The sequence below is a fragment of the Roseivivax halotolerans genome, assembly GCF_900115815.1.
In the GTDB taxonomy this organism is placed as follows: domain Bacteria; phylum Pseudomonadota; class Alphaproteobacteria; order Rhodobacterales; family Rhodobacteraceae; genus Roseivivax; species Roseivivax halotolerans.
Map to the genome: position 1 here is coordinate 1 of NZ_FOXV01000017.1, position 22,700 is coordinate 22,700.

26 protein-coding genes, 1 tRNA gene and 1 riboswitch are annotated in these 22,700 nt (G+C 63.8%); of the genes, 5 read left to right on the top strand and 22 right to left on the bottom strand.

Annotated features, from left to right (window positions below; genetic code table 11):
- Positions 1–223: 223 nt before the first annotated feature.
- Entirely contained in the window at positions 224–670 is a 447-nt protein-coding gene (locus BM171_RS16900; RefSeq protein WP_093015222.1) for an Lrp/AsnC family transcriptional regulator, read from the bottom strand.
- A 106-nt stretch (positions 671–776) separates the two neighbouring features.
- Between BM171_RS16900 and BM171_RS16905 the strand changes: the two genes are divergently transcribed.
- Positions 777–1,376, top strand: a complete 600-nt coding sequence (locus tag BM171_RS16905; RefSeq protein WP_093015225.1) for a LysE family translocator — start codon at positions 777–779, stop codon at positions 1,374–1,376.
- Between the two features lie 471 nt (positions 1,377–1,847).
- On the opposite strand, the gene BM171_RS16910 is transcribed toward BM171_RS16905, so the two are convergent.
- The 6 genes from BM171_RS16910 to BM171_RS16935 form a co-directional block, all read right to left on the bottom strand.
- Positions 1,848–4,112 carry a DUF6538 domain-containing protein gene (locus tag BM171_RS16910; protein ID WP_342742000.1) on the bottom strand — a complete coding sequence of 755 codons (2,265 nt, stop codon included), beginning with the start codon at positions 4,110–4,112 and terminating at the stop codon, positions 1,848–1,850.
- A tRNA-Gln gene (locus BM171_RS16915) sits at positions 4,112–4,186 on the bottom strand. The genes BM171_RS16910 and BM171_RS16915 overlap by 1 nt, the downstream gene beginning before the upstream one ends.
- Before the next feature lie 35 nt (positions 4,187–4,221).
- On the bottom strand, positions 4,222–5,238 hold the full coding sequence (locus BM171_RS16920; RefSeq protein WP_093015231.1) for a GGDEF domain-containing protein: 1,017 nt from the start codon (positions 5,236–5,238) through the stop codon (positions 4,222–4,224).
- Positions 5,235–5,828, bottom strand: a complete 594-nt coding sequence (locus tag BM171_RS16925; protein ID WP_093015234.1) for a heme NO-binding domain-containing protein — start codon at positions 5,826–5,828, stop codon at positions 5,235–5,237. Before BM171_RS16925 ends, BM171_RS16920 begins: the two co-directional genes overlap by 4 nt.
- A gap of 45 nt (positions 5,829–5,873) precedes the next feature.
- Entirely contained in the window at positions 5,874–6,599 is a 726-nt protein-coding gene (locus BM171_RS16930; protein WP_093015434.1) for an HAD family hydrolase, read from the bottom strand.
- Positions 6,596–6,880, bottom strand: coding sequence for a DUF3572 domain-containing protein (locus BM171_RS16935; protein WP_093015237.1), 285 nt, complete (start codon positions 6,878–6,880; stop codon positions 6,596–6,598). Before BM171_RS16935 ends, BM171_RS16930 begins: the two co-directional genes overlap by 4 nt.
- Positions 6,881–6,985: 105 nt before the next feature.
- On the opposite strand from BM171_RS16935, the gene BM171_RS16940 reads away from it, so the two are divergent.
- Positions 6,986–8,419: a diguanylate cyclase gene (locus BM171_RS16940; RefSeq protein ID WP_093015240.1), complete on the top strand. Its 1,434-nt coding sequence runs from the start codon at positions 6,986–6,988 to the stop codon at positions 8,417–8,419.
- Positions 8,420–8,440: 21 nt separating this feature from the next.
- Here BM171_RS16940 and BM171_RS16945 read toward each other — a convergent pair whose 3' ends face one another.
- The 4 genes from BM171_RS16945 to BM171_RS19040 form a co-directional block, all read right to left on the bottom strand.
- A complete protein-coding gene (locus BM171_RS16945) occupies positions 8,441–8,908 on the bottom strand; it encodes a periplasmic heavy metal sensor (protein WP_093015242.1) in 468 nt (155 codons plus the stop codon).
- A 3-nt stretch (positions 8,909–8,911) separates the two neighbouring features.
- Entirely contained in the window at positions 8,912–9,274 is a 363-nt protein-coding gene (locus tag BM171_RS16950; protein ID WP_093015245.1) for a hypothetical protein, read from the bottom strand.
- Positions 9,261–9,845 carry a sigma-70 family RNA polymerase sigma factor gene (locus tag BM171_RS16955; RefSeq protein ID WP_245760318.1) on the bottom strand — a complete coding sequence of 195 codons (585 nt, stop codon included), beginning with the start codon at positions 9,843–9,845 and terminating at the stop codon, positions 9,261–9,263. Before BM171_RS16955 ends, BM171_RS16950 begins: the two co-directional genes overlap by 14 nt.
- 62 nt (positions 9,846–9,907) lie before the next feature.
- The gene (locus BM171_RS19040; protein WP_175497616.1) at positions 9,908–10,351 is read right to left on the bottom strand and encodes an EF-hand domain-containing protein; all 444 of its coding nucleotides are present in this window, start codon (positions 10,349–10,351) and stop codon (positions 9,908–9,910) included.
- Between the two features lie 217 nt (positions 10,352–10,568).
- Here BM171_RS19040 and BM171_RS16965 point away from each other — a divergent pair, with 217 nt between their 5' ends.
- A complete protein-coding gene (locus tag BM171_RS16965) occupies positions 10,569–10,961 on the top strand; it encodes a DUF983 domain-containing protein (protein ID WP_093015251.1) in 393 nt (130 codons plus the stop codon).
- Between the two features lie 27 nt (positions 10,962–10,988).
- Positions 10,989–11,699: an NUDIX hydrolase gene (locus BM171_RS16970; RefSeq protein WP_093015254.1), complete on the top strand. Its 711-nt coding sequence runs from the start codon at positions 10,989–10,991 to the stop codon at positions 11,697–11,699.
- Positions 11,700–11,717: 18 nt separating this feature from the next.
- Here BM171_RS16970 and metK read toward each other — a convergent pair whose 3' ends face one another.
- From metK to miaB, 8 genes are all read right to left on the bottom strand, one after another.
- Positions 11,718–12,896, bottom strand: coding sequence for a methionine adenosyltransferase (metK, locus tag BM171_RS16975; protein ID WP_093015256.1), 1,179 nt, complete (start codon positions 12,894–12,896; stop codon positions 11,718–11,720).
- Positions 12,897–12,902: 6 nt separating this feature from the next.
- Positions 12,903–12,950, bottom strand: a riboswitch (SAM-SAH riboswitch).
- Between the two features lie 15 nt (positions 12,951–12,965).
- Positions 12,966–14,483, bottom strand: a complete 1,518-nt coding sequence (gene lnt, locus BM171_RS16980) for an apolipoprotein N-acyltransferase (protein WP_093015259.1) — start codon at positions 14,481–14,483, stop codon at positions 12,966–12,968.
- Positions 14,476–15,402, bottom strand: coding sequence for a transporter associated domain-containing protein (locus BM171_RS16985; RefSeq protein WP_093015262.1), 927 nt, complete (start codon positions 15,400–15,402; stop codon positions 14,476–14,478). Before BM171_RS16985 ends, lnt begins: the two co-directional genes overlap by 8 nt.
- 27 nt (positions 15,403–15,429) lie before the next feature.
- On the bottom strand, positions 15,430–15,936 hold the full coding sequence (ybeY, locus tag BM171_RS16990; protein WP_093015265.1) for an rRNA maturation RNase YbeY: 507 nt from the start codon (positions 15,934–15,936) through the stop codon (positions 15,430–15,432).
- Positions 15,937–15,943: 7 nt separating this feature from the next.
- Positions 15,944–16,918, bottom strand: coding sequence for a PhoH family protein (locus tag BM171_RS16995; RefSeq protein WP_093015268.1), 975 nt, complete (start codon positions 16,916–16,918; stop codon positions 15,944–15,946).
- 151 nt (positions 16,919–17,069) lie between these two features.
- Positions 17,070–17,393, bottom strand: coding sequence for a hypothetical protein (locus tag BM171_RS17000; protein ID WP_093015271.1), 324 nt, complete (start codon positions 17,391–17,393; stop codon positions 17,070–17,072).
- A 14-nt stretch (positions 17,394–17,407) separates the two neighbouring features.
- Positions 17,408–18,013, bottom strand: coding sequence for an OmpA family protein (locus BM171_RS17005; RefSeq protein WP_371418193.1), 606 nt, complete (start codon positions 18,011–18,013; stop codon positions 17,408–17,410).
- A 239-nt stretch (positions 18,014–18,252) separates the two neighbouring features.
- On the bottom strand, positions 18,253–19,575 hold the full coding sequence (miaB, locus tag BM171_RS17010; RefSeq protein ID WP_093015274.1) for a tRNA (N6-isopentenyl adenosine(37)-C2)-methylthiotransferase MiaB: 1,323 nt from the start codon (positions 19,573–19,575) through the stop codon (positions 18,253–18,255).
- A gap of 109 nt (positions 19,576–19,684) precedes the next feature.
- Here miaB and BM171_RS17015 point away from each other — a divergent pair, with 109 nt between their 5' ends.
- Positions 19,685–20,554: a hypothetical protein gene (locus tag BM171_RS17015; protein WP_093015277.1), complete on the top strand. Its 870-nt coding sequence runs from the start codon at positions 19,685–19,687 to the stop codon at positions 20,552–20,554.
- Between the two features lie 7 nt (positions 20,555–20,561).
- Here BM171_RS17015 and BM171_RS17020 read toward each other — a convergent pair whose 3' ends face one another.
- From BM171_RS17020 to BM171_RS17030, 3 genes are all read right to left on the bottom strand, one after another.
- A complete protein-coding gene (locus tag BM171_RS17020; RefSeq protein WP_093015280.1) occupies positions 20,562–21,236 on the bottom strand; it encodes an FAD-binding oxidoreductase in 675 nt (224 codons plus the stop codon).
- A gap of 55 nt (positions 21,237–21,291) precedes the next feature.
- Positions 21,292–21,675 (bottom strand): thermonuclease family protein, encoded by a 384-nt coding sequence (locus BM171_RS17025; protein WP_139218734.1) that lies wholly within the window; start codon positions 21,673–21,675, stop codon positions 21,292–21,294.
- A gap of 216 nt (positions 21,676–21,891) precedes the next feature.
- Complete coding sequence (locus BM171_RS17030; RefSeq protein ID WP_093015286.1) at positions 21,892–22,683, bottom strand: enoyl-ACP reductase FabI; 792 nt, start codon at positions 22,681–22,683, stop codon at positions 21,892–21,894.
- Positions 22,684–22,700 lie beyond the last annotated feature (17 nt).

The following is a 22,700-nucleotide window of genomic DNA, read 5'->3' on the forward strand; positions in this document are numbered from 1 at the left end:
AGTGGTCTTGCGGGACGTGATCCTCAAGCGAGAACTCGTAGAACAACGCCGGTTGCACCTCCTGCCGCGGTCCCATCATCGCCGATCCTCCCACCCTTCGCAGGAATTGAATCAGCCAGATGCCCCCCGATCAAGGACGAGTTTTTCAACGGAATAAGCCCTTCCACGACATTCGGCGGCGCTCGAATTCCGGCCCAGACCAAGGCCGTCTCGCTTTTTCAGATTAAGTGGCGCGTTCATCCTTAGGTGATCCCATCACGATGTAGGACGTGATGGCATGGACATGGGATTGGGTGCCCAAGACCTCCGTGTGGAAGCGCTTGTATTCCGAGAGATCGGCGCTCTCGACGCGAAGGAGGTACTCGAAAGCCCCTGCTACGTTGTGGCACTCGACGACTTCGGGCGCGACCGACATGGCGCGCTCGAAGCCCTCCTGTGCCGACTTGGTATGGGAGGACAGCCCGACCATGACATAGGCGGCAAAACCGCGACCCATCTGTTCGGGGCTGGTCACGACCCTGTAGCCTCGGATGACCCCAGTTCGCTCCAGCTCCTGAACCCGTCTCAGGCAGGCCGAGGGAGACAGGCTGACACGTTCGGCCAGAGCGACATTGCTGATCCGCCCGTCGCGCCGTAGCTCGCGCAATATTTTCTGGTCGATAGCGTCCATAGGCCGGCAATCATTGTGCAAATATCTATCAGAGTAAAGCATTAGACGACATGTTGCGACCTTTGCCCGCTATTGTTGCGCACAAGCAGTGTTGGAGGAACGCCCCATGAATCTCGCTTTCCTGACCGCCCTTCTGGGCTTCGCATTCGTCGCCACCGCCACGCCGGGGCCGAACAACCTGATGCTGATGGCATCCGGTGCGAACTTCGGCTTCCGGCGGACCCTGACGCACATGCTCGGCATCGCCGGGGGCGTGACGGTGATGGCTCTTCTCGTAGGTGTGGGGCTGATGGCGCTGTTCGACGCAGTGCCTGCGCTGAACCTGGTGCTGAAGGTCGCCTCCGTTGGCTATCTGCTCTGGCTCGCATTCAAAATCGCGACGGCCGCTCCGGTGGAGGAGCGGGACGCGGACAGCCGTCCCATGACCTTTCTTCAAGCGGCCATGTTCCAGTGGGTGAATCCCAAGGCCTGGGCCATGTGCCTTTCTGCCATCACGCTCTACGCGCCTGACCGCTCGCTGCTGTCGGTCGCCATCGTAGCCGGTGCGTTCGCGCTTGTCTGCTTTCCGGCGATCTCGGTCTGGGCATGGCTCGGGACCGTGGTCCGGAAATGGCTGTCGAATGCGACCCGGCTCAGGGTCTTTAACATCACCATGGCGGCTCTGCTGGTGGCCTCGCTCTATCCCGTGCTCGGTCTCGGAACCTGACAGTGGTGTTACTAAACTCGGCTTCGGCAACGTGCGCCTAAACTGCCTGTGGTGTTGGGATGGGGTCCGCTCTGTCCGCATCGGCGGCGCTGCGACGAGACGCAGCGAAAGGTGGGTTTAGATTCCCTGGTTTGACGCAGCCTTCAACGACCGCTTCCGTGATCTGCGCCGCGACGCAGAACCCCGCCGGTTGCAGGTGCCAGCGCCTCCATTGTCATGCTGCAGTTGCATCGGTTGGCCACCGAATGACCGGAAAGTCCGCATAGCGGACCAACACGGTTTGCGGACACCCTCTAAAACTATCCCAGCTGGTGGACCACTTCAGTGGGGGCACTCCACCGGGACCAAAATCCAATATTCAAGGCCAGTGCCGAAGCACAGCAAAACCGCGATAGCCGCAGCGGGTGCGGCGAACGACGACACGGATTGAAACTGGTCGACCGACGGGCCGACCAGTATGCGCGGTGGCTTTCATGCCGAAGCAAGAAAACCTTCAAACGCACGCCGCTTGATCGGGCTCTTTGGCAACCGGATATCGTATTGCTCCACGATCCGGCGCGCCGAACGCACGAGATCGCGATAGATCGCCTTTCTTTCTTTTGGCGCTTCCGGCAGCGTCTTCAGATCAACCGATAGAATTGGCGACGACTGGCTATCGGGGCGAAAGGTCACGCACTCGACCGATTCATCCGCGCCAAGGATCACCTCGACACCAACCTGTATGGCCCCGCCCAGATTACAGTCACGAATAATCGGGAAGCCGTGGCGCGGGCTGTGCGATATCGTGAGACCGAAATCTGCCCGGTCCACGGCCGCCTTCATCTCGACCGTCCGGTGCGCCGTGTAGTGCTTGTTGATGATCGCGTGACGATGGTGTCCGGCAATCGCCTGCCGCAGTCCGTCTTCCACGCCATGCTGGCTCAACATGCTCAGGAAGGTCTTTCGAAGCGCATAGAAGTCCTCGTCGAAATCCTTCAAACCAAGACGTGACAGCATACGCCCCATTGACCGCGAGAAATTCTCCGACGCTTTTCCAGTTTCCGAGCGTTTTGCCGCATCCGGAAAGAGCAGCGGGCCATGGTCATCTGGCAAGGCGCGCACCCAATCGATGAAACCGAGATCAAGAAGAACCTGAGGAATGGGCAGGAAGCGCTCCCCGTCCTCGGTCTTGCTGTGGAGCAGAAGACCGTAGACCCCGTTGCGCAACACGAGCGCCCGGCGCGGTGCGAGGACGATTTCTTCATCGCGGGTCCCGACCGCAAGCCAGAAGAGCGGGATCCAATAGGTGCCGTCGCGCGTGATGACCTGCCCGCGTTTCCAACGGCGATGCGGAGAGGAGTGATCGGTGAATATCGGGCTCTTCAAGAACGCTGAAAGCCGCTCGGCGCTCCATGGCAAGCGGATCTTCGGCTGGGTGACCCGCATGTGCAGCGCGTCATCGGATACGTTCGAGGCTTTCACGATGCGATCGATATCCTTGTAGCCGACCATTGGCGGAACCTCGGCCCCCAGTTCCACGGCAGCCTTAAAGATGCGGGAGAGACCGTCCCGATTGCGCCGGATGGTCAATCTCGCCAGACGTGGCGTAAGGCGTTCTGCGAGCAATTCACGTTTCTCCGGAACCGAAAGGTCCTTGGCACGAATCTCAGCAATGATGAGAGCGTCATCTGCATCGGCCTCGGCAATCTCGGCGTTTTTGTCGAGGAGCTTGCCAGTTTTTTCGAAGCGGTTCCGCCCATGCTTCTTGCCGTGCACTTTCGGCAACCGGGTCATCCAGGTGAAGAATTCTTCCTGGCGCGTTTTCGTAATCGACGTGATCGCACAATTGCCGAAATGATAGCGTGCGAGCTTTGCGATCGCGTCGATGTTCCCCTTCATGTCCTTGGACGGATACAGGCGATAGGTCTCGGCGATCGCATCCTCGAGCAGGATCGTGGGCGCGACGAATTTATCGACGGGCTTGTCCGAAAACCGCGCGACGACATCGCGGGCAAGGTGCCGCGGGTCTTCGAGCTCCAGCGACGCGGTCTTGATATCGAGAAGCTGGCGCTTCAGCGTTGCGCCCTGTAAGGCCAGACCGGTCGGCAGATCATTGGGAAGATCCACGCCTGCAATGCGTGCGGCATCCTTGAGGCGCGGCGTGAGCGCACTGAAATCCCGCGCTCGCGCGCTGGCTTTCAAGGCCTCCCGAGCCTCCTCGATGCGACAGGCGTCGGTCTCCGCGAAAAGCGCTCCCGAGTCGTAACGCTGCAGCAGGTCCGCCAGCTCGGAGCGCAGCAGTTCCATCAGGACGCTGTTGGCCTGAGCGGGTGTGAGGGTTGTGATTTCGGCGAGTTGGGTCATCTGGGTCTCCGCAATTTCAAGGGCGGCGAGGACCCGTCCAACACGGATCATCGCCTCGGAGACCAAGTGGGTTCGCAAGGAAAAACAGATGAACGCGCGTTTGACCCGATTTGCCAGGCAGCCCGAAAGGCGCTTTCGGAAATAGTAGATGCGGCCCCGGCGCTGAAGGTAGGGACCCGCGCTTTTCGCAGATCCCGGTGTCTGGCGTCGCCCCGAAGATCGGACCACAGGTGCCCTCTGCGGCTCTGTCGGCGCGACGTCGCGCGACGGGGCATGTGTCACACCCTGTGTCAGGGTTTGTGTCATACCCCGAGGAATTCGGGCGGTTTCGGTTTTGGAAACCGGCTTTTGGACCCTATGTTCTGGGGTCTTTTCGGACTGAGAGGAAAACATGGCTGGGGTGGTAGGATTCGAACCTACGGTACACGGTACCAAAAACCGCTGCCTTACCGCTTGGCTACACCCCAACTGCGCGCGTATCTACGGCGTCCTCTCCGGGGGATCAAGAGCCGTCGGCAAAATTTCCCGGCGCTTTCGGCGATACATCCGGCGGCGGCTGGCAGCGGGGTTCGGCAAGTATCACGCGGCCGCGGCCTGCAGCTTTGGAGGCGTAGAGCGCCCGGTCCGCCTGCCCCATCAAATCCTCGGTCGAGACATCGCTCCCGCCATGCCAAAGCGCGATCCCTGCGCTCGCGGAGATCGCGTAGATGCGGTCGTTCATCCGGCGCTCCCGCTCGATACGGCCGATCAGGCGTTCGCAGAGCCGGATCAATTGATCAGCATCGGCGAGGCCCGGAAAGACAAGGAGAAACTCGTCCCCGCCGATCCGCGCGGCGAGATCCCCCGGACGGACCGCCTCCGTAAGATCGCGCGCCACGTCTTGCAGGACGATGTCTCCGGCCCTGTGACCGAACCGGTCATTCACCTGCTTGAAGAAATCGAGGTCGACATGAACGAGGCTGAAGGGTGTTTCGCCCGCCTCCAGCGTTCTCAGGGCGAGGTCCGCGGCACGACGGTTCGCAAGACCGGTCAGCCCATCGGTCGTGGCCTCCGTCTCGGCAGCAAGACGGGCCACGTGCAAACGGCGGTTCAGCTTGCGAGAGGCAGCCATCGCGGCTTGCTGCGCCTCGATCAGGAAGAGGATTTCGAGCGTCAGGTCCGTCGCCGAAAAATCAGCGGCGGTCAGCCCGTGTCGCCGCACGGCCTCGGCCACGCCAATGCCGAACCCGAAATCGATCACCATGCCCCCTGCCTCGTCCATCGCGATCTGCGCGACCATCGGCGTCTCGGGCGCGCTCCGCGCCCGAACGTGCAGTTTTGCACCCGATTGGGCCCGGAGCGCGCTCAATGTTCCAATCCCCTTCGGCCGCGAGACGTCGAGCATGTCGAAAAGGGGCGTGCCGACGATATCACCGAGCACCTTCCGCGTGGTCGGTCCGACCGAAACGATGGCTCCAGCAGCATCCACGCAGAGCGACATCGGTCTGAGCGATGACAGGACCGAGCTCTGCGTGCTCATCCCGTGCGGGCCTCGCCTGCCAGCGAAAACGCCCGCCCTGCCGAGAACCTGTCCTGCGCAACGGAGATCGAAAGCAGGTCCCTGTCGCCGCGCCCTTTCGTCAGGTCCAGGATCGCCAGCGCGCCGTAATCGTCCGACATTGCCCGCAAGAGCCCCAGAAGGACGTGGCTGGCACCTGGTGGCTTATCCCGGATCGCAAAGACGATGCGGTTCTCGTCCACCGCCTTGAGGTCGATATCCGGCAGCTCTAGATCCGGAACCGCAAGGCGCACCCGATCGGGCAGCTCGTCGAGCGCATGAAGAAAATCGCGGAAAGAGCGCCCTGAGAACCGCAAGAGCCGGCGCAACGCTTCCCGCCGGGGGTGCGAGACAAGGTAGTGTCCCACATCTTCGAGCAACGTGCCGGGTAGACGCCCCAGCTCCTCCGCGATCGCGGAGACAAGGCGCGCCGTCAGCTCGTCTTCGTAGCTGAGCATCGCCTCGAACCCTGCCGCATCCAAATGCAGCGCGCAGAGCACCTTCGCCCAGCGCGCATCGCCATATGTATCCCGCATGAAGCATTGCAGTGTCGTGTTGATGAGCCCGTGCATCGGAGCCTGCGAAATCCGTTCCGGAGGCTTTATGCGCGCGTCCGGTTAAGATCCGGCAAACGGACATCGGGTCGCGGCCAGCCAGCCCGGCAGACCTCCGATGTCGGGCAGGACCACCTCCGCGAGGGGTGCAAGCTCCGAGTGCGTGGCGATCCCGGTCAGAACCGCGGCCGCGCGCATACCTGCCGCACGCGCCGCCGAAAGGTCATGGCTCGAGTCTCCGACCATCAGGACGCGGGCCGGGGCGACCCCGACACCATTGGCAAAAGCCAGAAGCGGCTCCGGATCGGGTTTTGCGCCGAACCCTGAATCCGCGCCGATCACGAGGCGAAATCGATCGGCAATTCCCACGGCCGCGAGATGCGCCCGCGCGACGGATTCGCTGTCGTTGGTCATAACGCCGAGGGCGAGGCCGCGCGCGTCGAGGTCTGCCAGGAGCGCGGGCAGATCGGTTGCTGGCACCGGGTGCGCGGCGGCGGCCTCCGCGTCGAGCAGGCTGCGAATGTCCCGCGCACTCAGGTCGGGAAGATGCGGCACAAGGCACTCCGTGACCTCTTCGGCGGTTCCGGCAATGACCGGGCTGTCAGGAGAGAAACCCTGATCGCTATCAAAGCCGATCGCGTTCCCGAGCCTACGGGCCAGTGCCGTATCGCCGCCCGAAAGCCGGTCGAGCACCCCGGCCGCCCAGCCCTCCCAGGTCAGTCGAAAGTCGAACAGCGTGCCGTCCTTGTCAAAAAGGATCGCATCGATACCGGGAAGATCGGACGTCACGTCCAATGCACCGCCTCGCCGCCCGGCAGCATTGCGCGTGCCGACATCGGCGCAGTGTAATCGAGGCCGGCATCGTCGCAGAAGGCCGTCAGCCACGCATCGTCCATCAATAGGAAGTCCAGCACCGATCCCTGGAAGTCGGGATCCGAGACGCTGTCGCGGAATTGCGCCTCCGAGGCGCCGGTCGCCCCCAGAAATACCGCAAGCAGCTCTTCGTTCCCTGCCAGCCACCCCACGGCCTGCAGGCCGATGATCTCTGCATTCTGGCGGTTCAGAGCCATTCCCGTGCCTTCTGAAAATGTTTGTTAACCTTTGTGCATAAAGACTATCCGGGCCGGTCGGCGCAAGCGCGACCTGCATCCTGTCAATTATCGGGAGGCGCGGGATTGCCTGGGCGCATTCTCATCCTCGACAGCGTGGCGATCAACCGGGTCGTGCTGCGCGTCAAGCTGGCCGCTGCCTGCTACGAGACCTTCCAGGCCGAGACCCTGGCAGAGGCGCTACGCGTCGCGAAGGCAGCCCGCCCCGATATCCTTCTCTTCTCGGCAGCCGCTCCGGGGGTGGACCCTGCCCGCCTGGTGTCTCGTTTTAAGACACTCATGCCCGGTCATATCATAGCGATCATGATGATCGAGGCAGGCAGCGCGCCAGCCTCACCGGAAGCGGCGCTGGCGGCCGGAATCGACGAGGTGCTGCCACGGACCTGCGAAGACGCCTTTCTCACCGCACGCCTGAGGGCTGTGTTCCGCGCACTCGAGGAGCGGCGCGAATTGCAAGCGCACGAGGATGAAACGCGGCTTCTCGGTTTCGCCGAGGCCACCGCCGCCGCGCCGGGACGGCGACGCGTGGCGCTTGTTGGCAGTCACGTGACGGGAGAGCCGGACCGGTTGTCGGACGCGATCTCGGGACTGGCCGACGCGAATATCGAGCGGCGCAGCGCAAGGGAGGCTTTGAGCGCATCAGGGAGGGGAGCGGACGGATACGTCATCTCTGACGCCGGCCTCGACGGCGATGGATGCCGCAGCCTCATCGCGGATCTGCGATCCCAGACGCAGGGGCGCGAGGCGGCGATCATCGTCTTGACCGATGGTCCATCCGCGCAGGAGCGGGCCGCGGCCGCGCTCGATATGGGTGCCGACGACGTACTCCTTGCTGACGCCAGCCGCGCTGAGATTGCGATCCGCGTGCGGCGTCAACTCGACCGGCGCGCAAGCCTTCGGCGGCAGCGACTCGGCCTTGAGGCCGGGATGCGCGCGGCTCTGACGGATCCGCTCACCGGGCTGTGGAACCGGCGCTATGCGCTGCCAAGGCTCGGCGCATGGCGCGCGTCGGTCGCCAAGAACTCCCGGCCGCTTGCCGTGATGATCGCGGATATCGATCGGTTCAAGGCGGTCAACGATCGGTTCGGGCATCCATTCGGCGACCGCGTGATCGCAGAAGTGGCGACATGCCTGTCAAGCGCCGCGGGGCCCGAAAGCCTTGTTGCGCGGCTCGGCGGAGAAGAATTTCTTATCGCAATGCAAGATACCGGCAGCGCCGAAGCGATCCAGGCGGCCGAGGGTCTGCGGCGTGCCGTCGATGCATGCGGTGTGCTTGCCGATTTCGGAGCCGAGCCGGAGATTGTGCGAGTGAGCGTCTCTATCGGATGCGCGATTTTGACAGTCTCTGACGCAGCCGACCTCGACACCGGAACGTTGATCTCGCGCGCGGATGACGCGCTTTACGCGGCAAAGGATGCCGGGCGCGGGCGCGTCGTCTGCATGTCGATGGCGGATGCGCGCGACCGGGCGATCAGGCGGCTGCCGGCGGGCACGGGCTGAGGCTCGAGGCGCACCCGATACTCATTTCCGTCGATCGCGCCGCGCCTCCATCGCTGCTTCCAGCCGGTCCGCATATTCGTTGCGTTCTTCCGCGCTCATCGTCGAGATCCTGTCGATCAAGGCCGATTGGCCGATCTCCCGCAATTGGTCGCCGCGGGCATTCTGCGCCTCGATGACATCCGCGAATGCCGCGGAGTCGAACGGCTCCGCTCGCAAGATCGACAGCGCGCCGGAGGCATCCCGGATCGACGGACCGCCGATCTCGCGCCGGGCGGTCCGCAGTTCGCTGAAGATCGCGCGTCGATCTGCCTGATCCAGCGCACGCGCATAGGCGAAACTATCGAGCCGGTCGCTCGGGCCTGGCGGGCCGCGCTTGGCGAACGTTCCGACGACGGTGCCGACGATCAGGAGGTTGAGCCCCAGCGACAGCACGAGCAGGACTTTCATCCAGCGCGGCATCGAGCGTGTTTTTTTTTCCGTCCCTGCCATCGCTCAGCCCTCCTGATCCAGGTTGTCGAACCCGAGCGCCGGATCGAGATAAACGGCCATGTCGGCCTCACCCCACCACAGCGCATCAACCGACGGCGCCAGCGTGGCGGGCGGGGACACGCCGATCCAGAGCCCCGCCACAACCGTCGCACCCAGTGCCGCCACGGCACGCCAGCCGCCGAGCGCCTCGAGGACGCGCTGGAGGAACGGCTCACGCGGACCGGGTCTCGGGCGCGTCAGAACCTCCCGCTCGGCGTCGTCCGTGAGCCGCGCGAGGAAATCGCGATCGATCTCGGGCGGCGTCGCGCGGGCGGCCTCGAGATGGTCCTCGAAGAGATCGTCATCGGGCGTCTCAGTCGTCTTCATACCCCAACTCCTTCCGCCTTCCTGCCAGGCGCGCGGTCAGCGCTTTACGGCCTCGCGCAATCAGACTTTCCGCAGCCCTCGGGCCTATGTCCATGATCCGCGCCACCTCTCCGGTGGGCATGTCGTCCAGATGCTTCAACACCACGGCCTGCCGCTGCCGCGCGGGAAGCGTTGCGAGTGCCGCCTCGAGCGCGGCAACCCGCTGTGCGTCGGTCATCCGCTCCCCGACAGGGGGTGCCTCGTCCGCGATCTCGGGCGCGTCCTCGAGATCTGCGCTGCGCCGTCGGCGGATGCGGTCGATGCAAAGATTGGCGGTCACGCGGTAAAGCCAGGTTCCGACCTGCGCCCGTCCCGGCTCCCAATCTGGCGCGATGCGCCAAAGCTTCATCAAGGCATCCTGTGTAGCATCCTCCGCCTCGGCCCGGTCGCCAAGAAGTCGGACCGCATGGGCGAAAATCCGGGGGGCGAGACGCAACGTCAGCGCGCGCGCTGCCGAAGCATCGCCAGAGGCGACCCGCGCCATCAGCTCGTCTTCGCTCTCGTCGTTCATCGCGTCCAGTGCCACGGGCAAAGATCCGGCCTTGGGGTTAGAGCGCCCTCACCCGCCGGGCAAGGGCGCTTGGCGTGCGCGCTTCAGTTGCGACGCGGGCCACGCTTACGGAGCTCGGCGAATTCTTCCGCCGAAACCTCGCCGTCGCCGTCACGGTCAAGCCGCTCGATCATGCGGTCGGGGTTGGCACGGGCAGATATTTCCTCGAGGCTGATCGCGCCGTCTCCGTTGGTATCGAGGCGGTTCATCATCCGCGCCTGCCGCTTGTCGGCGCGATCGGCGCGTGCAGCGTCAAGCTCTGCCGCGGTCAGCTTGCCGTCACCGTCCGTATCGGCGCGCGCGAAGCGTTCGATGCCAAAGCGCTTCAGCTCCTCCGCGCTGAGCCCGCCGCTGCCATCGGTATCGAGTGTCTCGAAGGCGGGCATCTTTCCGCTCGGGCCGTCCTGGGCCGTTGCGATCTGCGGCACAACGAGGCCGAGTGCGATGAAGGTTGCCGTCAGAGCGGCGGGGGCTGCGATGCGTTTCATGCCTGTTTCCTTGAGTTTGAACCAATCCGCGACGCCACTTCCGAGCGGCGCATGTTCGTTACACGCACCGCCCCGCGCAATCCGTCGATTTTTTTCGGCGCCACGCGACCTGCCAGCGGCATTGCGCGACATCCAGCCGCAACAACGGAATGGCACCTTTATATAGCGACGCCGACAGTCCATCTTGTGCAGGTCACACAAGCCCGAAGGAGCGCGCATGTCTGCCGCGCAAGACCACGCCCAGGAACGCGATACGATGCCGGCCCTCATCAAGGGATGGCGCCGGAAATGCCCGAGTTGCGGCAATGGCCCGCTGCTGTCCGGCTACCTCAAGATCCGCCAGAGCTGCACGGTCTGCCGCGAGGAGCTGCATCATCATCGGGCGGATGACGGGCCGGCTTACCTCACGATCCTGATCGTCGGGCACCTGATGGCACCGCTGCTGCTCATCGTGTTCGAAACCTGGCGGCCGCAGCCGCTCACGCTCTTCACCATCTTCGCGGTTGGCTGTGTCGGGCTTTCCCTCTACCTTCTGCCCCGGCTAAAGGGGGCGATCGTCGCCTTCCAATGGGCGCGCGGGATGCACGGTTTCGGACAGGATCCTGTCTGAGGGCCGAGGCCGCGCAGACAGGGCAGAATGAGCGACAGCAGCACGACCGACCGAACCGACAAGACCGCTATCCGCGACGCCGCCACCGTGATCGTGCTGAGAGACCGCGCGACACGGCCGAGCGTCCTGATGGGACAACGCGGCGCGAAGGCAGCCTTCATGCCGTCGAAATTCGTCTTTCCGGGCGGCGCGCAGGATCCTGGCGACCGCGACGTCCCGCTTGCGGAAGACCTGCCCGCAGGGTGCCGCGCCCGGCTTCTGGAAGATACCGAGCACGCCCACGTCGCCGAGGCACTTCCGCTGACCGCCATCCGCGAGCTTTTCGAGGAAACCGGTCAGGTTCTTGGCGCGCCAGCCCCTTGGGAATCGCCGCCGCCCGACTGGCAGGGCTTCGCCGCGACGGGGCATCGGCCATCCGCCGCAGGGCTTCAATTCGTCTTTCGCGCGATCACGCCGCCGGGCCGGCCCCGGCGCTTCGATGCGCGGTTCTTCCTGGTGGACGTGGATGCGCTTGCGAGCGATCCCGATGATTTCTCCGCGGCATCGGACGAGCTCAGCCACCTCAACTGGGTGGCGCTCGACGAGGTTCGGGCGCTCGATATGCCCTTCATCACCGAGGTGGTCCTGGCCGAGATCACAGCGCGCGTCCATGATACCGCGCCGCCCGCGTCAGTGCCGTTCTTCCGCAATGATGACGAGGAGAGCCTCTTTCTGAGACTGAGGGGCCGCGCGCTCTAGCTCGCGGCCCGTCTCAGTTCAGATTTCCTTGGCGAGCGCGTCCGCGAGATCCGTCCGCTCCCAGGAGAACCCGCCATCCGCATCGGGCTCGCGCCCGAAATGCCCGTAAGCCGCGGTGCGCTCGTAGATCGGCTTGTTGAGATCGAGATGCGTGCGAATGCCGCGCGGGGTCAGGTCCATGACCTTCGGGATCGCGCGCTCGATCGCGGCGGCATCCACCTCGCCGGTGCCGAACGTGTCGCAATAGATCGAGAGGGGCTTGGCGACGCCGATCGCGTAGGAGAGCTGGATCGTGCAACGCTCCGCAAGGCCCGCAGCCACCACATTCTTCGCAAGGTATCGCGCCGCGTAGGCCGCCGAACGGTCCACCTTGGTCGGATCCTTGCCCGAGAACGCGCCGCCGCCATGCGGGGCCGCGCCGCCATAGGTGTCCACGATGATCTTGCGGCCCGTCAGGCCCGCATCACCGTCGGGCCCGCCGATGACGAACGTGCCCGTGGGGTTCACCCACCATTCGGTGGCATCGTCGATCCAGCCTTCGGGCAGAACCTCGCGGATATAGGGCTCCACGATGGCGCGGATGTCCTCGGAGGTCTGCGCCTCGTCCGCATGCTGGGTCGAGAGCACGATCTGCGTCACGCCAACCGGCTTGCCGTTCTCGTAGCGCACCGACAGCTGCGACTTCGCGTCGGGGCGCAGGAGCGGCTCGGCGCCCGATTTGCGGGCCTCGGCCAGCCGCTTCAGGATCGCGTGGGAAAAGAGGATCGGCGCGGGCATGAGTGCGTCGGTCTCGTTCGTCGCGTAGCCGAACATGATGCCCTGATCGCCCGCGCCCTCGTCGCCGCGCTCGCCTGTCACGCCTTGCGCGATATGCGCCGATTGCTCGTGCAGAAGATTGGTGATCTCGCAGGTCGCGTGGTGGAACTTGTCCTGCTCGTAGCCGATATCCTTGATGCAGGCCCGCGCGATATCGGGGATGCGGGCCATGTATTCCGTGAGCTTGGCCTGATCGCTCAGTCCGATTTCACCGCCGATCACGACGCGGTCAGTGGTCGCGAAGGTCTCGCAGGCAACGCGAGCCAACGGATCCTCGGCCAGAAGCGCGTCGAGAATGGCGTCGGAGATGCGGTCGCACACCTTGTCCGGGTGCCCCTCGGACACGGATTCCGAGGTGAAGATGTAGTTATTTCTGGCCATGAGAAGTGCTCCATTATGGTCTGCTGCCACGCCAGGAAGCCGTTGTGACAGGGTATAAGACGCAACCTGCTAGACCGGACCCGAACCCGCGTCAATGCGATTGCGCCCCCGGGCCAGGACACCCGCACCACAGAGTCCGATGAGCAACAACAGGATCGGCCAGTCATGGGTTTTCGCATAGAGGGTCGGAGCGCGCGGCGCAGGGATAGGCGCATCGACGAACCCCGTCTCACCGAGGCCGAGCGACGCGGTGATGCGCCCCCACGGATCGATCGCCGCCGAGACGCCGGTATTCGCGGCGCGTAGCACGGGAAGCCCCTGCTCGATCGCGCGCATCCGCGCCTGCATCAGGTGCTGATACGGTCCTGACCATGTGCCGAACCATGCATCGTTCGTCAGTTGCAGGATCATGGCAGGCCGCGCCTCTGTGCCGCGGGTATCTTGTGGGAAGACCGCCTCGTAACAGATGAGCGGCAGGGCCTGGCCGAGCGGACCAAGATCCAGAAGCCGTGGGCCGGGCCCCGCAGAATATCCATACTCGGCGCGCTGCGCGAGGCCCGAGACATTGATATGCCGGAAGAGCCATGCCGCCGGCATGTATTCTCCGAACGGAACGAGGTGGTGTTTGTCGTAGACATCCGCGATCCGGCCCCCCGCATCGAGAACGACGGCGGAGTTGTAGTAGGCGCCGTCCGCCTCGCGCTGGATCCCGAGGACAATCGGCGTATCGCCCGCCGCCCGCGACGCCACGGCCAGCGCCTCGCCCGCCTGGTTCAGCAGCATCGGCACCGCCGTCTCGGGCCAGAGGATGAGATCGGGCGTGCCGTCCGCGCCAGTGGCCCGGATCAGCCGGTCGAAGAAAAGCCGGGCATTCTCGCGCTGCCATTTCTCGTCTTGCGGCGCGTTGGGCTGGACCAGACGGATGACAGGGCGATCCTCGGAAGTCTCAGCGGCCGGAACGAGCCACGCGCCTCCGAGTGCCAGCGCGAGGCCAAAGACGACGGGCGGCGCGGCGAGGCGTACGCTCCGCTTGGCCAGACCTCGGCCAGTGACCGCTGCAAGCGCGAGGGTAAGAAGCGTCAAACCGTAAGGTCCGATCCAAGCAAGCGATTGCACTGCGCCTGTCGGTGCCCAGACATAGGCCACGAGGCCCCAGGGAAAGCCTGTCAGGATGTACCCGCGCGCCAGCTCGGACAGCGCCCAGAACGGCACCACCAGCCACGGAACACCGAGCCGCAGCGCCGCCCATGCTGGCCAGGTCCAGAACAGGGCGAAGCCGGCGGCAGCCAGAGCCAGCGCGAACGGCGCCATCCACCCCGTCACAGCGGCATCGATCATGAAAGGTTCGACGAGCCAGCTGAGCGAGAGGCCGAAATAGCCAAGGCCGAAGGCCCAGCCCGTCCAGCCTGCCTCTCGAGCACCGGCGGCGCGAAACAAAAGCCAGAACAGACTGGCGAGCGCGGGAAGCGCGAGATACCACAGATCCAGCGGCGCTTGGCCTGTCGCGAAGACGAGCCCGGCCACGAGCCCGAGCGCCACGCGCCGCTTTCGCAGGGCTGCGCGCTGCACCGCGGACGTCTCAGCCATTGCGGTCGGCCTGAACCTCCGAAGATGCGCGTACACTCGCAGCGGCCGCCGTGCCCGTGGCGCCCGGCAGACGAACCCTCAGACGCTTGATCCGGCGCGGATCGGCGTCCACCACTTCGAATTCGAGGCCAGCGGGATGCGGCACAACCTCGCCCCGCGCTGGCACGTGCCCGGCAAGGACGAAGACGAGCCCGCCCAGCGTCTCGATTTCCTCGCCATCGATCTCCTCGTCTTCGGTGAGGTCGATGCCGATCTCTTCCTGGAATTCGTCAAGCTGCGTCTTGGCGAGCGCGAGGTAGCAGCCGGACTTCTCGAGCCGCCAGTTCTTGCCCTCTTCGGTGTCATGCTCGTCCTCGATCTCGCCGATGACCTGCTCGATCAGGTCCTCGATCGTGACGAGTCCGTCGACACCGCCATACTCATCGATGACGAGTGCCATATGACGCCGTTCCGTCTGCATCTTGGTGAGCAGCACGCCTATCGGCATGGACGGCGGCACGAAAAGAAGCGGACGGAGCATTTTCTTGAGGTTGAACTGCGTGCCCGAGCCGTTGAAACCGTGCATCAGAGCAAAATCTTTCAGATGCGCCATGCCGACCGGCGTGTCGAGCGTGCCGGAATAGACCGGCAGTCGGGTCAGCCCGCTTTCCCGGAACACCTTGACGAGATCGTCCCGTGTGATCGTGTCGGGAACCGCGATAATGTCGGCCTTCGGGATCGACACATCATCCACGCGCATGCGGCGTAGATTGGCGAGCCCATGCCCGCCGCCAGTCGCCGGGTGCTGCATATCGCCCCCGTCTTCATCCTCGTAGCCGCTGAATCCTTCGAAGAGCCTTCTGAAGAATCCCGGCCGTTCACTGTCGTCCGTATCGAGCGCGCCTTGCGCGGCGCTAGACGATGCGTCGCTGTCACCCATTCCTTTTCCCGTCTGTGCTGGGCCTTGTCATGCCCGTCCCCGTGAATATGGGTCCGGCAGGCCTAATGTGCCAAGTATTTCGACTTCACGCCGTTCCATCAATGTGGCGTCACCGTCACGAACATGGTCGTATCCCAAGAGATGTAACACGCCATGAACCACAAGATGAAGAACGTGTTCCTCGGCGGGGATCCGCTCTTCGGCGGCCTCGCGCAGGCAGGTCTCGCGCGCAATCGCGATATCCCCTAGGAAATGCGGCGCCTCTTCGGGCTGCGGCAGGTCAGGCGGCTCGCCCTCGGTCTCGGGGGCGAGATCTTCCTCGGGCCAGGACAAGACGTTGGTCGGCTGCGGTTTTCCGCGAAAATCGCCGTTCAACTCCGCGATCCGGTCATCGTCGCATCCAAGGATCGCGATCTCGAACGTCTCGGGCGAGAGCCCCAGATGCTCGAGCGTCGACACCGCCCCGCGCTCGGCCAGAGCCGGCAGATCCAGCGCCAGCCAACCTTCGTCTTCGAGGATCGTCTCGGTCAGCATACGTTTCTCAGCCGGTCTCGGCGTCCTTGTCGTAAGCTTCGATGATCGCGGCCACGAGCGGATGCCGCACCACATCCTTCGCCGTGAAATAGTTGAACGAGATCTTCGGGATGCCTGTCAAAAGACGTTCAGCATCTTTCAGCCCCGACTGCACTCCGCGCGGCAGGTCCACCTGGCTGCGGTCGCCGGTGATGACCATGCGGCTGCCCTCCCCAAGACGGGTGAGGAACATCTTCATCTGCATCGAGGTGGCGTTCTGCGCCTCATCCAGCACCACGAACGCATTGGCAAGCGTGCGTCCGCGCATGAAGGCCAGCGGTGCGATCTCGACGGCCTTTTCCTCACGCAGGCGCGCAAGCTGCTTGCCCGGCAGGAAATCGTTCAGCGCGTCGTAGAGCGGCTGCATGTAAGGATCGACCTTGTCTTCCATCGCGCCGGGCAGGAAGCCGAGTTTCTCGCCCGCTTCCACCGCCGGACGCGAAAGAATGATCTTGTCCACGAGCCCGTTGATGAACATGTTTACGCCCACCGCGACGGCGAGATATGTCTTGCCCGTGCCCGCCGGTCCGATTCCGAAGGCCAGCTCATTGGCGTAGAGAGAGCGAACATAGGCCTTCTGAGCCTCGGTCCGCGGCTCGATCAGCTTCTTGCGGGTCTTGATCTCGACCTTGCCGCCCGAGAACATCTCGAGCTGATCCTCGCCCGGCTCGTCCTGGCTCATGCGGAATTCGCGATCGATGTCGCCGCGGCCGACCTCCTTGCCCTGCTCGAGACGGTTGTAGAGGCTCGTCAGCACCTCCACCGCCTCTTTCTGAGCGTCGGGCTCGCCGTGGATCGCAAGCTGGTTGCCGCGGCGCAGGATCTGGACGCCGAGGCGGCCTTCGATGTCTGTCAGGTTTCTGTCGAACTCGCCGCAAAGCTCGATCAGGAGACGGTTATCGGGAAATTCGATGGATGCGTCGGTCAGGGTGCCGGTCGTCACGCAAGGCTCCGTATCTGCGAGTCTGCCTCCACTGTCCCAGCAGGGCGGCCAAAGGGCAAGCGCATTAGGGGCTCTGTCCGGGCGTCCACGCAGGAAAACGCCGCGCGAAGTGGCACTTCGCACGGCGTCGTGATCAATCGGACGTATCGGATCAGAGCGGATCGCCGATGATATTGGTCGAACCCTGCTTGAAATCGCCGGTCGCAACGGTCGGCGGAGCCACGCCCGAGCAGACCGGACGACCATACTTGTCGATCCGTGCCGAGAGGTATCCCTCGACGCCGTCGTCGATGATCCAGTGATCGCAGCCATTGGGATCGACCCAGATGCCTGCGCGCATGGTGGACAGGTCATCGGAATCGATGCCGCGGTCGATGGACTTGTCGGGGCCATAGGCGCCGACACCGTCGGCCAGCTCGCAGCCCGCAAGCGCGATGCCGGCAAGACCGATGAGGGCGAATCTCGTGAGTTTCATGTTATGCGCCCCTTTCAGCGGATGCAGACAATTTCGACGCGGCGGTTCTTCGCCATGCCGGTCGCCGTGGCGTTCGATGCGACGGGCATCCGCTCACCGTAGCCGCGAACGTCGGTGATGCGCGCGCCGACCGACGACCCGATCGCTGCGACCGCGTTCGCGCGGTTGTAGCTCAGGCGCATGTTGTACTCGTCGCTCGCCCGGCTGTCCGTGTGACCCGTGATGACATAGGCCGTCGCGGTGGATTGCTGGAAGAACTCGGCCAAACGCTGTCTGCCGGCATGGCTGATCTTCGCGCTGTCGGTCGCGAAGAACTGGTCGGAATTCATGACACCGCAGACATTGCCGCGCCGGCAGACCGGAATGCCCTTCCGATTGACGTGGGGGCTCATGTAGCCCTCGACGCCGTCATCCATGACCCAGTGCTCGCAGCCATCCGGATCGACCCAGATGCCAGGGATGTACCGCTCGCCGCGGATCGTCGTCGTGTTCTGGGTCGAGATGACCGGCACGCGCGCTTCTGCGGTGTCGGCCGATGCCGCGCCAGGCAGCGCCAGAGACGCGGCGACGGCCACACTCAGGATCGCTGTCTTGGCGATGTTGAAAACGGAATGCGCCACAGCTTCGTTCCTTAATCTTTATTCATTGCCCCACGCTTTGCTTCCGGACGCTGGCAGCGAGGAAATGCAAAGCTACTATAATCAACACTTTAGCAACTAAATTAGCCCTGTGAAGCAAAAACACGCCTATATTGTGCGACAGCGGGAAACAATCGCAGGGATGCCGCAAGGCCGCGAGGCGCGACATATTTTGGCCGCAATTTCAGGCAGATGGCTGCGTTTTTACCAGGTGCGGAGGGCTACAGGACTGTTCCCATAAGCGAATTCGGCCCGCTTTCGAGGACACGAACGCGCCGCAGATCGCCCGGAGCCACATCAGCTCCGGTGACGTGGACGGCATGAAGGTATTCCGATTTACCAACCATTTGACCGTCCGTCCGGCCCGGTTTCTCGAAGAGGACCGACACGTCGCGCCCAACCATCGCATCCTGCAGCGCGCGCTGCTGACGGGTCAGCAGGGACTGGAGCCGTTGCAGCCGTTCGGTCTTCTCGTCTTCGGGCACTTGGGCGCGCTCCGCCGCCGGAGTACCGGGCCGGGTCGAATACTTGAACGAGAAGGCCGAGCCGTATTCGACCGCCTCGACCAGATCGAGCGTCGCCTGGAAATCCGCCTCGGTCTCTTCGGGGAAGCCGACGATGAAGTCGCCCGAGAGGTGCAGATCGGGCCGTGCGGCGCGCAGGCGCTCGATGAGCTTGAGATAGCTCTCGGCTGTGTGCTGGCGGTTCATGCGCTTGAGGATCTTGTCGGAACCCGCCTGCACCGGCAGATGCAGATAGGGCATCAGCTTGTCGCAATCCCCATGCGCCGCGATCAGATCGTCATCCATGTCGTTGGGATGAGAGGTCGTGAAGCGGATGCGCTCGAGACCGTCGATCTTGGCAAGCTCCCGGATGAGCCGGGCCAGCCCCCAGTCGGCGCCTTCGGGCCCGACACCGTGATAGGCGTTGACATTCTGGCCCAGAAGCGTGATCTCGCGCACCCCGCGTTCAACAAGGTCGCGCGCCTCCGAGACAACGCGGTCGACCGGGCGCGACACTTCCGCCCCGCGCGTGTAGGGAACGACGCAGAAGGCGCAGAACTTGTCGCAGCCTTCCTGCACCGTCAGGAAGGCAGCCGGCGCCCGGCGTGCCTTGGGCCGGGCTGTCAGGTGCTCGAACTTGTCTTCTTCGGGAAAGTCGGTGTCGAGGGCCCGTGCGCCCGTCTTCGCCTTCGCCAGCAGATCCGGCAGGCGATGATAGCTCTGCGGGCCGACGACCAGATCGACCATCGGCTGACGCCGCACGATCTCTTCGCCCTCGGCCTGCGCGACACAGCCCGCCACACCGATCTTGAGATCCGGTTTTTCGGCTTTCAGACCCTTGTAGCGCCCCAGCTCCGAATAGACCTTCTCCGCCGCCTTCTCTCGGATATGGCAGGTATTGAGGAGGATCATGTCCGCGTCATCGGGACTGTCGGTGGGCACGTAGCCCTCGCCGCCCAGCGCCTCGGCCATCCGCTCGCTGTCATAGACGTTCATCTGACAGCCATAGGTCTTGATGAAAAGCTTCTTGGGCGCGGTCATGCCCGGCCTCCCGGTGTCGCAGTTTGAGCGCGGCTCTTAACTTAGAATCTCCGCATCTTGCAATGGATACGAAATTTCAGGACTTTTCTCGCAAAACATTCGGGCACGTATGCATTTCAACTCGCTCTCCGCCTGTCTTTCAAAGACCGACCTTGCCAAAGGCAAGCTTCCTCTGGCGATGATCTTCGCAGAGGACACGGTGGAGCTCGACACCACGATCCGCCATCACCAGCATTCGGGCTTCGGGACGGTCCTCGTCTTCATGGCCGATATCATGCCGCTTGCCCCGGACCTGCAGGACAGCGTGATCCGCATCGATTACGACATGACCGCGGTCGATGCCGTGCCGAATGCGGTCAATCGCGTTATCGACGCCGCACCGGGCCGGTGGATGTTCTACTGCTACAACGCCGAATACCTGTTCTACCCGTTCTGCGAGACGAGGACGGTCGGGGAACTCCTGGCCTTCCATACAGAGGAGCGGCGCGAGTCCATGTTGACCTACGTGGTCGACCTCTACGCCGCCGATCTCAGCCGCTACCCGAACGCGGTGTCGCTGGATCAGGCGTATCTCGACAAGTCAGGCTATTACGCCCTGGCGCGGAACGATCCCGCCAACCACAATTACCCCAAAGAGCGGCAACTCGATTTCTTCGGTGGGCTGAGATGGCGCTACGAAGAGCATGTGCCTGCCGCGCGGCGCAAGATCGACCGGATTTCACTTTTCCGCGCCAAGCCGGGACTCGAGCTAAGCGCGGATCACACGTTCTCGGACGAGGAATACAACACCTATGCCTGCCCGTGGCACAACAACCTGACCGCCGCGCTCGCCTCGTTCCGAACGGCCAAGGCGCTCAAGAAGAACCCGGGCTCCACCTTCGATATCCGCACCTTCACCTGGCACAATTCGACGCCCTTCGAATGGCACTCACGGCAGTTTCTGGACATGGGGCTGATGGAACCCGGTCAGTGGTTCTGAGCGCGGCTCAGTCGAATTCCTCGGTGATGATGTCGTCTTCCGGCACACCGATTTCTTTGAGGCATGCCGAGATATCGTCGAGCATCGCGTCGGGCCCGCAGACATAGCATTTGCCGTCGCCCGGCGTGACGTGCTGGGACAGCATCTCTTTCCCGATCTCGCCGGTATAAAGCGGGCTGTCTTCCTGGTCGGTCACGGTGAAGACGCATTCGAGGCCTTTCATGCTCTCGAACGTGTCGCGCAGGATGATGTCCTTCTCGGTCTTGTTCGAGAAGATCAGCTTGCAGCCTTCGAGCGTGCCTTTGTCCTTCAGACGCTGTTTCAGGATCGCGATGAAGGGCGTCACGCCCGCGCCGCCGGCGATGAACCAGCCCGGCCCCTTGTCCTCGATCGCGCCCCAGGGATCGTCGATGAGAACCTTGTCACCCGCCTTGAGCTGCCCGATCTGCTCGGTCACGCCGTCATGGTCGGGATAGGACTTGATGACGAACTCGAGCGTGTCGTCCTCGGGCAGCGAGGTGAAGGTGAAGGGACGTTTCTCGTCGCGCCAGCCCTCCTTGTCGAGCGTAAGATCGACCGCCTGCCCCGGCTTGAACTCGATGCCTGAGGGCTTCTCGAAGACGAGGTGGTTGGTGTCGTGCGTAACGGGTTCGATGGATTTGAGCGTGAGGCTGTGCGCCATGAATGACCTCCTGTCGGTGTTCGGAGGACAACGACAGCGGGCACGGGCGGTTCCCTCAGCTGCAGATCCCCTTGGATCGCATCGCGTCCCGGATTCGCCTTCCGTCGTCGCGCGTGCAGGCTCCAAGGTGGCGATCATAGCTCATCTCGCCGGTCAAGCGGCACGAGAGCGCCCTTCCCCGGGCGGCCCGGACCAGGTGCTGTTTCGCGGTCTCGCCAGCGGACGTTCCCAGCTCGGGACAGTCCAGATCGGTGAAGCGAACGGGCACGCCGCCGATCTCGAGCGTGTCACCATCGCGGATATGGCTGACGCGCCCGGTCAGCACGGCATCGCCCCCAGGGGCAATGAAGGGAACGTCAACCGGTCCATCGCCGCTTAGCTTGTCAGCGCTGAGACGCAGGGTATCGAGCGAAACGCCGGTATGTGCACCCTGAGCCACCGCGAAAAGTCCCACGGAGAGAGCGGCGATCAACAGCAGCAACCGCCGACCTGGCCCTCGCCTGCGCCCGCGCCGTCTAAATGGGATCACCTTCTGCATGCGATCAGTATCAGGACGAAATCGGGCGCTAATTTGGCGCATGTCGCCGGGTCGTCCGATGATCCAAAACGCCTGCCACCTGTGCCACATGCGTCTTGGACCCAAGCGGTCGCCAGTTCAGATATTGTCGTATTGCGGCATGCCGAGGACGTGGAAGCCGCCGTCGATATGGATGATCTCGCCCGTCGTGCAGGCGCCGGCATCGGAGGCGAGCCAAACGGCCGTGCCGCCCACCGCTTCCAGCGTCGCATTGGAGCCGAGCGGCGCGTTCTGGTCGGTGAACTTGAAGGTCTTCCGCGCCCCGCCGATCGCCGCGCCCGCCAGCGTCTTCATCGGCCCCGGCGACAGCGCATTCACGCGGATGCCATCCCGGCCGAGATCATTGGCGAGATAGCGCACGCTCGCCTCGAGCGCCGCCTTGGCAACGCCCATCACGTTGTAATTGGGAACGACCTTGTTCGACCCCTGATAGGTCAACGTCATCAGCGTGCCGCCGGTCTCGGCCATGAGTGGATGCGCGCGGCGCGCCAGTTCGATGAAGGAATAGCAGGAGATGTCGAGCGAGTTCTTGAAGTTGGCCCGGCTCGTGTTCATGAACCTGCCTTGCAGCTCGGACTTGTCCGAATAGGCAACCGCGTGGACAAGGAAGTCGAGCCCGCCCCACCGCTCCGAGATCATCTCGAAGGCGGCATCGAGCGATGCCTCGTCGGTCACATCCATGTCGACAAGCATGTCGGAGCCAACGCTTTCGGCAAGCGGTTTGACCCGCGCGCCAAACGCCTCGCCCTGGTGGGTAAAGGCCAGTTCAGCCCCGGCCTCGGCGCAGGCTTTCGCGATACCCCATGCGATGGAGCGCTCGTTCGCGACCCCGATGATCAATCCGCGCTTGCCGGCGAGTTGTCCGCTCATTGTCCTGTCCAGTTCTT